Source organism: Mycobacterium sp. (assembly GCF_046095365.1).
GTDB lineage: Bacteria > Actinomycetota > Actinomycetes > Mycobacteriales > Mycobacteriaceae > Mycobacterium.
This window is the reverse complement of sequence record NZ_JBJTJF010000078.1, coordinates 1-13,841: the sequence shown is the minus strand read 5'-3', so window position 1 is coordinate 13,841 and position 13,841 is coordinate 1. Positions and strand designations below refer to the sequence as shown.

Annotated in this window: 13 protein-coding genes and 2 pseudogenes; 13 read left to right on the top strand and 2 right to left on the bottom strand. The window is 70.0% G+C overall.

All coding sequences use genetic code 11. The features are described from left to right. From ACKOQ4_RS06380 to ACKOQ4_RS06330, 11 genes and pseudogenes are all read left to right on the top strand, one after another. Positions 1–548: glycosyltransferase family 4 protein (locus tag ACKOQ4_RS06380; protein ID WP_526289970.1), on the top strand; the 548-nt coding region annotated here is incomplete at its 5' end. Continuing rightward, positions 548–1,571, top strand: a pseudogene (locus ACKOQ4_RS06375) (NUDIX hydrolase). The gene ACKOQ4_RS06380 and the pseudogene ACKOQ4_RS06375, both read left to right, overlap by 1 nt. A gap of 35 nt (positions 1,572–1,606) precedes the next feature. Next, a complete protein-coding gene (gene pdxS, locus ACKOQ4_RS06370; protein ID WP_526289968.1) occupies positions 1,607–2,497 on the top strand; it encodes a pyridoxal 5'-phosphate synthase lyase subunit PdxS in 891 nt (296 codons plus the stop codon). Between the two features lie 21 nt (positions 2,498–2,518). Then, positions 2,519–3,367, top strand: coding sequence for an acyl-CoA thioesterase II (locus tag ACKOQ4_RS06365; RefSeq protein ID WP_526289966.1), 849 nt, complete (start codon positions 2,519–2,521; stop codon positions 3,365–3,367). After that, positions 3,364–3,954 (top strand): pyridoxal 5'-phosphate synthase glutaminase subunit PdxT, encoded by a 591-nt coding sequence (pdxT, locus tag ACKOQ4_RS06360; protein ID WP_526289964.1) that lies wholly within the window; start codon positions 3,364–3,366, stop codon positions 3,952–3,954. The genes ACKOQ4_RS06365 and pdxT overlap by 4 nt, the downstream gene beginning before the upstream one ends. A 65-nt stretch (positions 3,955–4,019) precedes the next feature. Beyond that, on the top strand, positions 4,020–4,775 hold the full coding sequence (locus ACKOQ4_RS06355; protein WP_526289962.1) for a YebC/PmpR family DNA-binding transcriptional regulator: 756 nt from the start codon (positions 4,020–4,022) through the stop codon (positions 4,773–4,775). A gap of 85 nt (positions 4,776–4,860) precedes the next feature. Continuing rightward, positions 4,861–5,427 (top strand): crossover junction endodeoxyribonuclease RuvC, encoded by a 567-nt coding sequence (gene ruvC / locus ACKOQ4_RS06350; RefSeq protein ID WP_526289960.1) that lies wholly within the window; start codon positions 4,861–4,863, stop codon positions 5,425–5,427. Further along, positions 5,424–6,014 carry a Holliday junction branch migration protein RuvA gene (gene ruvA / locus ACKOQ4_RS06345; protein ID WP_526289958.1) on the top strand — a complete coding sequence of 197 codons (591 nt, stop codon included), beginning with the start codon at positions 5,424–5,426 and terminating at the stop codon, positions 6,012–6,014. The genes ruvC and ruvA overlap by 4 nt, the downstream gene beginning before the upstream one ends. Next, positions 6,014–7,075, top strand: coding sequence for a Holliday junction branch migration DNA helicase RuvB (gene ruvB, locus ACKOQ4_RS06340; protein ID WP_526289956.1), 1,062 nt, complete (start codon positions 6,014–6,016; stop codon positions 7,073–7,075). Before ruvA ends, ruvB begins: the two co-directional genes overlap by 1 nt. Before the next feature lie 18 nt (positions 7,076–7,093). Continuing rightward, positions 7,094–8,707 carry an amidohydrolase gene (locus ACKOQ4_RS06335; protein WP_526289954.1) on the top strand — a complete coding sequence of 538 codons (1,614 nt, stop codon included), beginning with the start codon at positions 7,094–7,096 and terminating at the stop codon, positions 8,705–8,707. Between the two features lie 12 nt (positions 8,708–8,719). Further along, positions 8,720–10,063: an amino acid permease gene (locus ACKOQ4_RS06330; RefSeq protein ID WP_526289952.1), complete on the top strand. Its 1,344-nt coding sequence runs from the start codon at positions 8,720–8,722 to the stop codon at positions 10,061–10,063. Between the two features lie 12 nt (positions 10,064–10,075). Here the strand turns inward: ACKOQ4_RS06330 and ACKOQ4_RS06325 are convergent, their stop codons facing one another. Further along, positions 10,076–11,422 carry an NAD-dependent succinate-semialdehyde dehydrogenase gene (locus tag ACKOQ4_RS06325; protein WP_526289950.1) on the bottom strand — a complete coding sequence of 449 codons (1,347 nt, stop codon included), beginning with the start codon at positions 11,420–11,422 and terminating at the stop codon, positions 10,076–10,078. A gap of 28 nt (positions 11,423–11,450) precedes the next feature. Then, positions 11,451–12,791 carry a 4-aminobutyrate--2-oxoglutarate transaminase gene (gene gabT / locus ACKOQ4_RS06320; protein WP_526289948.1) on the bottom strand — a complete coding sequence of 447 codons (1,341 nt, stop codon included), beginning with the start codon at positions 12,789–12,791 and terminating at the stop codon, positions 11,451–11,453. 180 nt (positions 12,792–12,971) lie between these two features. On the opposite strand from gabT, the gene yajC reads away from it, so the two are divergent. Then, positions 12,972–13,313: a preprotein translocase subunit YajC gene (gene yajC / locus ACKOQ4_RS06315; RefSeq protein ID WP_526289972.1), complete on the top strand. Its 342-nt coding sequence runs from the start codon at positions 12,972–12,974 to the stop codon at positions 13,311–13,313. 97 nt (positions 13,314–13,410) lie between these two features. Further along, positions 13,411–13,841 (top strand): annotated as a pseudogene (locus tag ACKOQ4_RS06310) (protein translocase subunit SecD); the annotation flags it as partial.

Here is a 13,841-nt window from a genome sequence, read left to right as displayed (position 1 = left end):
TTGTCAACACCGTGCAGCAGGCGGCACAGACGCTGCCTGCTCTGGTCGCACGATTCGCCGACGTGCAGATCCTCGTGGTGGGCCGCGGTGACGAGGACGAGCTGCGCGAGAAGGCCGGGGAGTTGGTCGGGCACCTGAGGTTTCTCGGGCAGGTCGACGACGCCGAGAAAGCCTCGGCGCTGCGCAGCGCAGACGTCTACTGCGCACCCAACACCGGCGGGGAGAGCTTCGGCATCGTTCTGGTCGAGGCGATGGCGGCCGGTACCCCGGTGGTCGCCAGCAACCTCGACGCCTTCCGGCGGGTGCTCGAGGACGGCAGGGCCGGGCGGCTGGTGCCTGTCGAGGATTCCGCGGCGCTGGCCGAGGCGCTGATCGCGGTGCTGGGTGACGCCAGACTGCGGCGGCGCTACATCAAGGCGGCCACCGCGGCCGTGCAGCGCTACGACTGGTCGGTGGTGGCCGACGAGATCATGCGGGTCTACGAGACCGTGGCGGCATCCGGGATGAAGGTGTCGGTCGCCGGGACGGCCAGATCCGGGTCCGCCTGATGGCGCCCGGCCTGTACTGGACACTCACCGGGGCACTGGTCCTCGTCCTGGCCGCTATCGCGGTGTGGGCGCTGCGGACCGCCAACCGGCTGGACCGTCTGCACGTTCGGTACGACCTGTCCTGGCAGGCCCTCGACTCGGCGCTGGCCCGCCGCGCGGTGGTGGCCAGGGCGATCGCCGCACAGGCCTACGGCGGCGCCGACGACGGGCGGCGACTGGCCGAACTGGCCGACGCCGCGGAGCGGGCGCCCCGCCCGGCCCGGGAGGTCCGCGAGAACGCGTTGTCCACCGCGCTGAGCCAGGTCGACCCGGACACGGTTCCGCCCGGGCTGGCGGCCGAACTGGCCGAGGCCGAGACCCGGGTGCTGCTGGCCAGGCGTTTCCACAACGACGCCGTGCGCGACACCCTGGCGCTGCGTGAGCGGCGCCCGGTGCGGTGGTTGCGTTTGGGCGGACATGCCGCGCTGCCAAGCTATTTCGAGATCGCCGAGCCGGCGCAGCGGTGATGGTCGCGGAAACCGCTCGGTGCTGAGCCGGACCTCGGCACGGGTCGTCCTGCTCGACCAGGACGGCGCGGTGCTGCTGCTGTGCGGCTCGGATCCGGCCATCGCCGACGGGTCCGCGCCGCGGTGGTGGTTCACCGTCGGGGGAAGGGTGCGGCCGGGGGAGCCGCTGGCCGGCGCCGCCGTACGCGAGCTCGCCGAGGAGACCGGTCTGGTGGTCGACGCCGGAGACCTGCTCGGCCCGGTCTGGCGGCGCGAGGCGGTGATCCGGTTCAACCGCGAGGTGATGCACAGCGAGGAGTTCTTCTTCGTCCACCGCACCCGCCGCTTCGAGCCGTCGCCGAGCGGGCGCACCGCCCTGGAACGGCGCTACATCCACGGCCACGACTGGTGCGACGCCGCGGCGATCGCCCGGCTCCGGGACTCCGGCCAGACGGTGTACCCGTTACAACTCGGTGACGTGCTCGCCGAAGCGGGCCGGTTGGACGAGCCGCCCGCGAAACCGTGGGCAATTCGCTGATTAGACTGGGTGCGCACCAAGCGAAGGAGCCAACAGTGGACAGCGCAGCAACCGGTACGGCTCGAGTCAAGCGCGGCATGGCCGAGATGCTCAAGGGCGGCGTCATCATGGACGTCGTCACCCCCGAGCAGGCGCGGATCGCCGAGGCCGCCGGGGCCGTTGCGGTGATGGCGCTGGAACGGGTGCCCGCCGACATCCGCGCCCAGGGCGGGGTGGCCCGGATGAGCGACCCCGACCTGATCGAGGGCATCATCTCCGCGGTCACCATCCCGGTGATGGCCAAGGTGCGCATCGGGCACTTCGTGGAAGCCCAGATCCTGCAGAGCCTGGGGGTGGACTACATCGACGAGTCCGAGGTGCTCACACCGGCCGACTACACCCACCACATCGACAAGTGGCGGTTCACGGTGCCCTTCGTGTGCGGGGCGACCAATCTGGGGGAGGCGCTGCGCCGCATCACCGAGGGGGCCGCGATGATCCGTTCCAAGGGCGAGGCCGGTACCGGCGACGTGTCGAACGCGACCACCCACATGCGTGCCATCGCCGGCGAGATCCGCCGGCTGACCTCGCTGAGCGAGGACGAGCTGTTCGTCGCCGCCAAGGAACTGCAGGCGCCCTACGACCTCGTCGTCGAGGTGGCCCGGGCCGGCAAGCTGCCGGTCACGCTGTTCACCGCCGGCGGCATCGCCACCCCGGCGGATGCCGCGATGATGATGCAGCTCGGTGCCGAGGGCGTCTTCGTCGGCTCGGGGATCTTCAAGTCCGGGGATCCCGAGCAGCGGGGTGCGGCGATCGTGAAGGCCACCACCTTCTACGACGATCCCGACGTGCTGGCCAAGGTCTCCCGCGGCCTGGGCGAGGCGATGGTGGGAATCAACGTCGACGACATCCCCGAGCCGCACCGGCTGGCCCAGCGCGGCTGGTAGGCGGCCGGACAACCGCGGGCGATGTCCATCGAACGCATCCTCGGACTCGAGCAGCTCGAGGTCAACATCTACCGCGGTGCGGTGTTCAACCCAGAGGAAGGCTTTCTGCAAAGGACTTTCGGCGGTCACATCGCCGGGCAGGCGCTGGTATCCGCTGTGCGCACCGTGGACCCGGCCTACCGCGTGCACTCGCTGCACGGCTACTTCCTGCGACCGGGCGACGCCACCAAACCGGCGGTCTACCTCGTGGACCGTCCGCGCGACGGGGGCTCGTTCTGCACCCGGCGGGTCAACGCCGTGCAGAACGGCGAGGTGATCTTCTCGATGGGCGCGTCGTTCCAGACCGAACAGGTGGGCATCGAGCACCAGGACGCCATGCCCGTCACCCCTCCGCCCGAGGCTCTGCCCGACTTCCATTCCCCGGAATACGGATTCAGCCGGGGCCGGATCGCCCAGTTCGCCGAGTGGGACATCCGCCGGGTGCCTCCGGGGGATCTGACCGCCGTGCCCGGGAAGGTGTGCCAGCAGCAGGTGTGGTTCAAACACAAGGATCCGATGCCCGACGATCCGCTGCTGCACATCTGCGCGCTGGCCTACATGAGTGACCTGACCCTGCTGGCCTCGGCGCACTCCACCCACTCCGCCGAGCGCCCGAACCTGATGATCGCATCGCTGGACCACGCCATGTGGTTCATGCGCCCCTTCCGCGCCGACGACTGGCTGCTCTACGACCAGTCCTCGCCGTCGGCCTCGGGCGGCCGGGCGCTGACCCAGGGCCAGATCTTCAACCGGGCCGGGCAGATGGTCGCCGCCGTCGTTCAGGAGGGCCTGACCCGCTACGTGCGGGGGTACACGCCGGGCTCAGGGTGAGCGGCCCCGCGGTCGGGGTGCTGGCGCTGCAGGGCGACACCCGCGAGCACCTGGCTGCGCTTCGCCAGGCCGGGGCCGAGGCCTGCACGGTGCGGCGGCGGAGCGAGCTCGAATCGGTGGACGCGTTGGTCATCCCGGGCGGGGAGTCCACCACCATGAGCCTGCTGCTGCGCGAGACGGGCCTGCTGGAGCCGCTGCGGGAGCGGCTCGCCCGGGGCATGCCCGCCTACGGGTCCTGCGCCGGGATGATCCTGCTGGCCAGCGAGATCCTCGACGCCGGGGTGCCGGGGCGCGAGGCCCTGCCGCTCGGCGGGATCGACATGACGGTGCGGCGCAACGCCTTCGGACGCCAGGTCGACTCCTTCGAGGACGACATCGAGTTCCGCGGGCTCGACGGCCCGGCCCACGCCGTGTTCATCCGGGCCCCCTGGGTGGAACGGATCGGGCCGGACGTGGAGGTGCTGGCCCGGGCCGGTGATCACATCGTCGCAGTTCGCCAGGGCCGGGTGCTGGCCACCGCCTTCCACCCCGAGATCACCGGCGATCGCCGGGTGCACAGGTTGTTCGTCGACATCGTCACCGGGTGAGAGCCGTTCCCGCCCCGCAGTAGACTCAGCGGCGCACCGACCGGCACGAACGAGGACTACAGCACATGAGCGGCCATTCCAAGTGGGCTACCACCAAGCACAAGAAGGCCGTCATCGACGCCAAGCGCGGCAAGTTGTTCGCGAAGTTGATCAAGAACATCGAGGTGGCCGCGCGGACCGGCGGCGGTGACCCGGACGGAAACCCCACCCTGTGGGACGCCATCGCCAAGGCCAAGAAGTCCTCGGTCCCCAACGACAACATCGAGCGCGCCCGCAAGCGCGGCGCCGGTGAGGAGGCCGGGGGCGCGGACTGGCAGAACATCACCTACGAGGGCTACGGGCCCAACGGGGTGGCGGTGCTCATCGAGTGCCTGACCGACAACCGCAACCGGGCGGCCGGCGAGGTCCGGGTGGCGATGACCCGCAACGGCGGCAACATGGCCGACCCGGGTTCGGTCGCCTACCTGTTCTCCCGCAAGGGCGTTGTCACGCTGGAGAAGAACGGCCTGAGCGAGGACGACGTCCTGCTGGCTGTGCTGGAGGCCGGCGCCGAGGAGGTCAACGACCTCGACGACAGCTGGGAGGTCATCTGCGAGCCGACCGACCTGGTCGCGGTGCGCACCGCCCTGAAGGACGCCGGTATCGACTACGACGCCGCCGACGCCGCCTTCCAGCCCTCGGTCACCGTGCCGGTGGACCTGGAGGCCGCCCGCAAGGTGCTCAAGCTGGTCGATGCCCTGGAGGACTGCGACGACGTGCAGGACGTCTACACCAACATCGACATCCCCGACGACGTGGCGGCGCTGCTCGACGAGGACTGAACACGGCCCGGTATGTCGCTGCGGGCTGCTGTCCGTGCGGGCCGCTAGGCTATCGAACAGTTGTTCGCAGTCGAGAGGTGCAGCGGTGCGGGTTATGGGCGTCGACCCGGGGTTGACCCGGTGCGGCCTCGCGGTGGTCGACAGCCGCGGCGGCCGCCAGGTCATCGCCCTGGACGTCGACGTGGTCCGCACCTCGTCCTCGGATCCGCTGGCCAAGCGCCTGCTGGCCATCAGCGACACCGTCGAGCACTGGCTGGACACCCATCTGCCCGATGTGGTCGCCGTCGAGCGGGTCTTCTCGCAGCTGAACGTCTCGACCGTGATGGGCACGGCGCAGGCCGGCGGGGTGATCGCACTGGCCGCCGCGCGGCGGGAGATCGATGTGCACTTCCATACGCCGACCGAAGTCAAGGCCGCCGTCACCGGCAACGGGCGGGCGGACAAAGATCAGGTCACGGCCATGGTCACCAAAATCCTTGCACTGCAACAGAAACCGACGCCCGCCGACGCCGCCGACGCGCTGGCCCTGGCGATCTGCCACAGCTGGCGGGCGCCGATGATCGCCCGGATGGCCAAGGCCGAGGCGATGGCCGCCGAGCAGCGCCGCGCCTACCAGGCCCGGATCAAGGCGGTCTCGGGAGGTTCGCCGTGATCGCCGCGGTGCGCGGGGAGGTGCTCGACGTCGCCCTGGACCACGCCGTCGTCGAGGCCGCCGGGGTCGGCTACAAGGTGATGGCGACCCCCGCCACGCTGGCCACCCTGCGCCGCGGCGCCGAGGCGCGGCTGGTGACCGCGATGATCGTGCGTGAGGACTCGATGACGCTCTACGGGTTCGACGACGGCGAGGCCCGCGACCTGTTCCTGATGCTGCTCGGGGTATCCGGGGTGGGCCCGAAGATCGCGCTGGCCACCCTCGCGGTCTACGACGCGACCGCGCTGCGCCGGGCGCTGGCCGACGGGGACGTCTCCGCGCTGACCCGGGTGCCCGGTATCGGCAAGCGGGGCGCCGAGCGGATGGTGCTCGAGCTTCGCGACAAGATCGGATCGGTTCCCGGCGGTGCGCCGGGTATGGCGGCCACCGGCCACGCCGTCCGCGCTCCGGTGATCGAAGCCCTTGTCGGCCTCGGCTTCCCGGTCAAGCAGGCCGAGGAGGCCACCGACAAGGTGCTCGCCGGTGATCCGGAGGCCGGCACCTCGGGCGCGCTGCGTGCCGCACTGTCGCTGCTGGGGAAGAAATGATGGGCAGGTTCGAGGACGGCGGCGAGGAGCCGGAGCGGGAGGTCTCGGCTGCCCTGACGGTCGGGGAAGGCGACATCGACGCCAGCCTGCGGCCCCGTTCGCTGGGTGAATTCATCGGCCAGCCGCGGGTCCGCGAGCAACTGCAACTCGTCATCGAGGGCGCCAAGAACCGCGGCGGCACACCGGACCACATCCTGTTGTCGGGCCCGCCGGGTCTCGGCAAGACCTCGCTGGCAATGATCATCGCCCATGAGCTGGGCTCGGCGCTGCGGGTCACCTCCGGGCCGGCCCTGGAACGGGCCGGGGACCTGGCCGCCATGCTGTCCAACCTCGTCGAGGGTGACGTGCTGTTCATCGACGAGATCCACCGCATCGCCAGGCCAGCCGAGGAGATGCTCTATCTGGCGATGGAGGACTTCCGGGTCGACGTGGTGGTGGGCAAAGGCCCCGGGGCGACGTCGATCCCGCTCGATGTTGCGCCCTTCACCCTGGTCGGTGCGACCACCCGGTCCGGTGCGCTGACCGGCCCGCTGCGCGACCGGTTCGGGTTCACCGCCCACATGGACTTCTACGAACCCGCCGAGCTGGAGCAGGTGCTGGGCCGCTCGGCGGGAATCCTGGGGATCGAGCTTGGTTCGGAGGCCGGTGCCGAGATCGCGCTGCGGTCTCGCGGCACCCCGCGCATCGCCAACCGGCTGCTGCGCCGGGTCCGCGACTACGCCGAGGTGCGCGCCGACGGGATCATCACCCGCGATGTCGCCAAGGCCGCGCTGGAGGTCTACGACGTCGACGAACTGGGCCTGGACCGGCTCGACCGGGCGGTGCTGTCGGCGCTGACCAAAAGCTTCGGCGGCGGCCCCGTCGGGGTGTCGACGCTGGCGGTGGCGGTCGGGGAGGAGGCAACCACGGTCGAGGAGGTCTGCGAGCCGTTCCTTGTGCGCGCCGGGATGATCGCGCGCACACCGCGCGGCCGGGTCGCGACCCCGCTGGCGTGGACGCATCTGGGGATGACGCCGCCGCCGGCGGCGGGTGGGCTCGGACAGCCTCCGCTTTTCGACTGAGCGGCTATGTTTGTCTGCGTGTCGGACGCGACGTTATTCGTCGGGGGAACCGTGTGGACCGGCCGGAGCGATTCCGACGCCCTGTTGATCTCCGGCGGGCGGGTCCGCGCGGTCGGGGAACAGGCCCGGCAGCAGTCCGGCGCCGACGCCCGCACCGTCGACCTCGACGGCGGATTCCTGATGCCCTCGTTCGGCGACGGCCATGCCCATCCGCTTTACGGCGGGCTGGAGGCTGCCGGTCCTGAGATCAGGCCGTGCCGCTCGGTGGACGAAATCGTCTCTGCGGTAGCCCGATTCGCCGGGCGGCACCCGGAGCGGGAGTGGATCGTCGGCGCCTCCTACGACGGGAGCCTGGCCCCCGGCGGACTGTTCGACGCGAGATGGCTGGACGCGGCCGTGCCGGACCGGCCGGTTGTGCTGCGCGCGTGGGACTACCACACCGTGTGGTGCAACTCCGAGGCCCTGCGCCGTGCCGGCATCACCGCCGACACCCCCGACCCGGTGCTCGGTGAGATCCCGCATCGCGAGGACGGGTCGGTGCTCGGGACGCTGCGCGAGTGGGGCGCGGTCGATCTCGTCATGAATGCAGTGCCGCCGCAGGACGAGTCGGTGCGGGTGGCGGCGCTGGGCACCGCCGCCGACTATCTGCTGGCCGCCGGTGTGACCTGGGTGCAGGACGCCTGGGTCGAGCCCGCCGACGTCGAGACCTATCTGGCCGCGGCCCGGCAGGGCGCCCTGCGGATGCGGTTCAACCTCGCCCTCTACGCCGATCCGCGCCACTTCGACAGCCAGGTCGGGCGGTACGCCGAATCGCGCCGCCGGGTGCGGGAATCCGGATCGGATCTGCTGACCGCGCACACCGTCAAGTTCTTCGCCGACGGTGTGGTGGAGAACGAGACCGGGGCTCTGCTCGAGCCGTACTGCTCCGGGCTGCACAGCCACGGGCAGCGCAACTGGGAGGGCGACTCGCTTGCCGACGCCGCCCGCCGCGTCGACGAACTCGGCCTGCAGATCCACATCCACGCGATCGGCGACGCCGCGGTCCGTCAGGCGCTGGACGCGATCGAACACGTGATCCGCAGCAACGGGCCCCGCGACCGCCGGCCGGTGATCGCCCACGTCCAACTGGCCGACGACGCCGATCTCGCGCGGTTCGCCCAACTGGGCGTGATCCCGACCATGCAGCCGCTGTGGGCGCAGATGGACGCCCTGATGACGGTGCTGACCGTCCCGCGACTCGGCCGCGAGCGCGCCGACCGGCAGTACCGGATGGCGACCCTGGCCGACTCCGGTGCGCCGCTGGCACACGGTTCGGACTGGCCGGTGTCCTCCGGGCGGCCCCTGGACGGGATCGCGGTGGCCGTCTCCCGCCGCACCTCCGGCGGCGAGCCGCCCGGGGGATGGACGCCGCAGGAGATCCTGCCCGTGGAGACCGCGTTGCGGGCCTACACCTCCGGGGTGGCCTACCAGGCGTTCGCCGACGGGGAGTGGGGCGGTATCACCGGGGGATCCGCCGCCGACCTGGTCTGGCTGGATCGGGATCCGCGAACCACCCCTGCGCTGGATCTGCCCGGGATCACGGTGCGCGCCACCTATCTCAACGGGCAACCGGCCTACCGGGCCGTCGATTAGAAAGGCCGCGCCATGACCGTCCGCACCCGTGAAGCGGGACAACTCAAACGCGCGCTGGGCCTGCCCTCGCTGGTGCTGTTCGGCATGGTCTACATCGTCCCGCTGACCGTTTTCACCACCTACGGGATCGTCACCGAGATGACCGGCGGCCGCCTTCCGGTCGCCTATTCGGTCACCCTGGTCGCGATGTTCTTCACCGCGCTGTCCTACGCGCGGATGGCGGAGGCGTTCCCGGTCGCCGGGTCGGCCTACACCTACACCCAGAAGACCTTCGGCGCGCCGCTGGGTTTCCTGACGGGCTGGTCGCTGCTGCTGGACTATCTGTTCCTGCCGATGCTGAACTACCTCGTCATCGGCATCTATCTGGAGGCCGCCTTCCCCTCGGTGCCCGCCTGGGTCTTCATCGTCACGGCGATCGCCGTCGTCACGGTGCTCAACGTCGTCGGAATCGTCTCGGTGGCCCGGGCCAACTTCCTGATCATCGCGATGCAGACCATCTTCATCGTCACTTTCCTGGCGATGGCCTTCGCCGCGATCTCGGGCAGGGGCGACGTCAGCCTCACCGCTCCGCTGCGCGGTGACGGCAGCGCACCGGGAATGGGCGCGATCGTCGCGGGGGCGGCCGTGCTGTGCCTGTCGTTTCTGGGTTTCGACGCCGTCTCCACCCTGTCCGAGGAGGCCAAAGACCCCACCCGCAGCGTGCCGCGGGCGATCATCTTCGCCACGGTCGCCTCCGGGACGCTGTTCGTCGTGCTGTCCTATGTTGCGCATCTGGTGTTCCCCTCGACCAAATTCGCCGACGTCGACTCCGGCTCGCTGGACGTGATGCGCGCGGCCGGGGGGAGGTTCCTGGACACCTTCTTCACCGCGGCCTACGTCGCCGGCGCGCTCGGGTCGGCCCTGACCTCGCAGGCCTCGGTGGCCCGGATCCTGTTCGCGATGGGGCGCGACCGGATCCTGCCGCGACCGTTCTTCGGGCATGTCTCGCCGCGGTTCAGCACGCCGGTCTATGCGATCGTGCTGGTGAGTCTGGTGTCGCTGCTGGCGGTCGTCATCGACCTCGCGACACTGGCCTCGATCGTGAGTTTCGGTGCGCTGGTGGCATTCTCAGCGGTCAACCTCTCGGTCGCGAAGCACTATTTCATCGACCTGGGCGAGCGTTCGGGCCGGTCGGTGGCGCGCAACCTGATTCTGCCGCTGATCGGTTTCGTGCTGACGGTGTGGCTGTGGACCAGCCTCTCCGGGCTGACCCTCAAGGTCGGCATCGTCTGGCTGGCGGCCGGATTCGGCTGGCTGCTTGTGGTGACCCGGGGATTCCGCCGGCCGACACCGGTGATGGACATCGACGGCGAGTGAGTCAGGGGCCCGTCAGGAGACGGTGCGGATGAGTTTCTTGTTGACGAACTCATCGATGCCGAACCGGCCAAGCTCGCGTCCGAAGCCGGAGCGCTTGATCCCGCCGAACGGCAACTCGACGCCCTCGGCTCCGACCGCGTTGATGAACACCATGCCGGCGTCGATCTTGTCGGCCACCCGCTTGGCCTGCTCGGCGTCGGTGGTGAACACATACGAGCCCAGCCCGAACGGGGTGTCGTTGGCGATCTGCACCGCCTCGTCCTCCGAGCCGGCCTTGTACACCGTGGCCACCGGGCCGAACAGCTCCTCGCGGTAGGAGGGCGACGCCGGTGAGACGCCGGTCAGCACCCCGGGCGGGAAGTAGGCGCCCTTGCGCTCACCCGCCGAGGCCAGTCGGGCACCGTCGGCGACGGCCTGATCGACCTGCTCGGCGAGCCGTTCGGCGGCGGCCGCCGAGGACAGCGGAGCCAGGCCGTCGGCGATCTCGAGCACCTTCTTGGTGAACCGGTCGACGAAGTCGTCGTAGAGGTCGGCGGCCACGATGAAGCGCTTGGCGGCGTTGCAGGCCTGGCCGGTGTTCTCGAACCGGCCGGCGACTGCCGCCTCCACGGTGGCGTCCAGATCGTCGGTGCTGAGCACGATGAACGGATCGGATCCGCCGAGTTCGAGCACCACCTTCTTGAGGTTGCGGCCGGCGATCTCGGCCACCGCGGCGCCGGCGCGCTCGGAACCGGTGAGCGACACACCCTGCACCCGCGGGTCGGCGATCGCCTCGGCGATCTGCTCGTTGGTCGCATAGACGTTGACGTAGGCGCCCTCGGGGAACCCGGCGTCGTCGAAGATCTGCTGGATGGCCGCCGCCGACTCCGGGCACTGCGGGGCGTGCTTGAGCACGATGGTGTTGCCCAGCACGAGGTTGGGGCCGGCGAACCTCGCCACCTGGTAGTAGGGGTAGTTCCACGGCATGATGCCCAGCAGCACCCCGACCGGGCCGCGCTTGATCACCGCGCTGCCCTGTCCGTCGAGCAGGTCGATCGGCTCGTCGGCGAGGAACTTCTCGGCGTGGTCGGCGTAGTAGTCGTAGATCGCGGCGCTGAAGTCGACCTCGCCGAGGGACTGCTCGACCGGCTTGCCCATCTCGCGGTTGATGATCTCGGCGAGCTTCTCCCGGCGCTCGGTGTGCAACTGGCCCACCTTCTTGATCAGCGCCGCCCGCTGGGCCACCGTGGAGTTCTTCGACCACTCCCGGTAGGCCTTGTCGGCGGCGGCCAGCGCCTGCTCGATGTCGGCGTCGGTCGCGGTCGGATACTCGCGCTCCACCGTGCCGGTCGCGGGATTGACTACTGCGTATGTGTTCATGGGCGCTCTCCTTGTCAGGGCTGGCGGGTCAGAGGCCGGCGAGTATCCCGGCGAGGACGTCGAGGCCCTCGTTGAGCAACTCGTCGCTGATGGTCAGCGGCGGCAGGAATCGCAGCACGTTTCCGAACGTGCCGCAGCTCAGGACGATGAGACCCTGGGCGTGGGCGGCGCCGCACAGCGCCTTGGTCAGTTCCGGATCCGGTTCCGCCGTACCGGATTTGACCAGCTCCACCGCGATCATGGCGCCGCGCCCGCGCACGTCGCCGATGCGGTCGTCGTCGGCCTGCAACCGGCCCAGCCGGTCCTTCATCAGCCGCTCGATCTCCTTGGCGCGGCCGAGCAGGCCGTCGAGTTCGATGGTCTCGATCGTGGCCAGCGCCGCCGCGCAGGCCAGCGGGTTGCCGCCGTAGGTTCCGCCCACCGCGCCGACGTGGGCGGCGTCCATGATCTCGGCGCGCCCGGTGACGCCGGACAGCGGCAGCCCGTCGGCGATGCCCTTGGCGGTGACGATCAGGTCCGGCTCGATGCCCTCGTCCTCGCAGGCGAACATCTGACCGGTCCGGGCGAACCCGCTCTGCACCTCGTCGGCGATGAAGACCACGTCGTTCTCCGAGCACCATGCCCGCAGGGCCGGCAGGAACCCGGGCGCGGGCACGATGAAGCCGCCTTCGCCCTGGACCGGCTCGATGATCACCGCAGCCAGGTTCGCCGCACCGATCTGCTTGTCGATGACGGTCAGCGCCCGCTCTGCGGCCAGCTCACCGTTGGTGGCCCACTCCTTGTCCATCAGCCCGTCGCGGTAGGGGTAGGACATCGGCGCCCGGTAGATCTCCGGGGCGAACGGGCCCATGCCGCTCTTGTAGGGCATCGACTTGGCGGTCAGGCCCATCGTCAGGTTGGTGCGGCCGTGGTAGGCGTGGTCGAAGGCGACCACCGCGGTGCGGCGGGTGTACATCCGGGCGATCTTCACCGCGTTCTCCACCGCCTCGGCGCCGGAGTTGAACAGGGCGGTGCGCTTCTCGTAGGAGCCGGGGGTGAGCCGGTTGAGGTGCTCGGCGACGGCCACGTACTCCTCGTAGGGGGTGACCATGAAGCAGGTGTGGGTGAATTCGCCGACCTGATCCCGCACCGCCTCCACGACCCGGGGCGAGGAGTTGCCGATCGTGGTGACGGCGATGCCCGAGCCGAGGTCGATGAACCGGTTGCCGTCGACGTCCTCGAGGATGCCGCCCCCGGCCCGGGCGACGAACACCGGCATGGTGGAGCCGACCCCGCGCGAAACCGCCGCGACCTTGCGTTTCGACAGTTCGGTGGAGTTCGGACCCGGGATGGCGGTGACGATTTTTCTGGTCTGCTCGACAGTGTTCACGGCTGTTCTCCTCCACAGTGCCCGGTGCGGGGCAGGCGGATCGATGCGGGTGGAATCGAGCCTAGCCCCACAGCACCGCCCCGCAACCGGAAACCAAAGAGCGCCTCGATGGCAGACTGTTCGGGAAACGGGGCCGTGTGGTCTCGTCACGACTACCCGAGACCGAAGGACGACGACCAGATGGACCTGCTGAGCCTCCTGCCCCTGATCATCATCATGGGGGCGTTCATGTTCTTCGCCTCGCGCCGGCAGCGCAAAGCCCTGCAGGCCACCATCGACCTGCACGAATCTTTGCGGGTCGGCGACCGGGTGCACACCACCTCCGGGTTGCAGGCCACCATCGCCGGGATCACCGACGACACGGTGGACCTCGAAATCGCCCCCGGCGTGGTGACCCGCTGGATGAAGCTGGCCATCCGCGACCGGATCGAACCGGAGGTCCCCGCCGTCGACGGCGCTTCCCGGGACGGGGCGGCCGCCGACCTGACCGAGGGCGACGCGGACCGCCTCACCCGGGACTGAACCCCGCCCCCGTACTCTTTGCGGGGAAGCGCAAGCGGCCGCTGGGCGGCCCAGGGCGAATACACCTAGGCGAATACACCCATAGGAGAATCGACACGTGGCATCGTCACCGGCGCCGGTGCATCCGTACCGCTACCTGGCGCTGTTCCTGGTCATGCTGGTCGGCGTCTACCTGCTGATATTCCTGACCGGCAACAGGCAGGCCAAGCCGAAGCTGGGCATCGACCTGCAGGGCGGCACCAGGGTGACCCTGACCGCGCGCACCCCGGACGGCTCGAAACCCACCCGCGACGCGCTGAACCAGGCTCAGGAGATCATCAGCGCCCGTGTCAACGGCCTGGGCGTGTCGGGCAGCGAGGTCGTCATCGACGGAGACAACCTCGTCATCACCGTCCCCGGTAACGACGGCAACGAGGCCCGCAACCTCGGCCAGACCGCACGGCTGTACGTCCGCCCGGTGATCGGCCAGCCGATCCCGGTCGAGGCGGTCAACAAGAAACCCGGACCCGGTGAGGGTCCCCCCGGCGG

Coding starts and splice junctions, on each gene's coding strand:
- ACKOQ4_RS06365 (WP_526289966.1), top strand. CDS start 2,519: ATGTCCATCGAACGCATCCTCGGACTCGAGCAGCTCGAGGTCAACATC.
- ACKOQ4_RS06355 (WP_526289962.1), top strand. CDS start 4,020: ATGAGCGGCCATTCCAAGTGGGCTACCACCAAGCACAAGAAGGCCGTC.
- ACKOQ4_RS06330 (WP_526289952.1), top strand. CDS start 8,720: ATGACCGTCCGCACCCGTGAAGCGGGACAACTCAAACGCGCGCTGGGC.
- ruvB (WP_526289956.1), top strand. CDS start 6,014: ATGGGCAGGTTCGAGGACGGCGGCGAGGAGCCGGAGCGGGAGGTCTCG.
- yajC (WP_526289972.1), top strand. CDS start 12,972: ATGGACCTGCTGAGCCTCCTGCCCCTGATCATCATCATGGGGGCGTTC.
- ACKOQ4_RS06325 (WP_526289950.1), bottom strand. CDS start 11,422: ATGAACACATACGCAGTAGTCAATCCCGCGACCGGCACGGTGGAGCGC.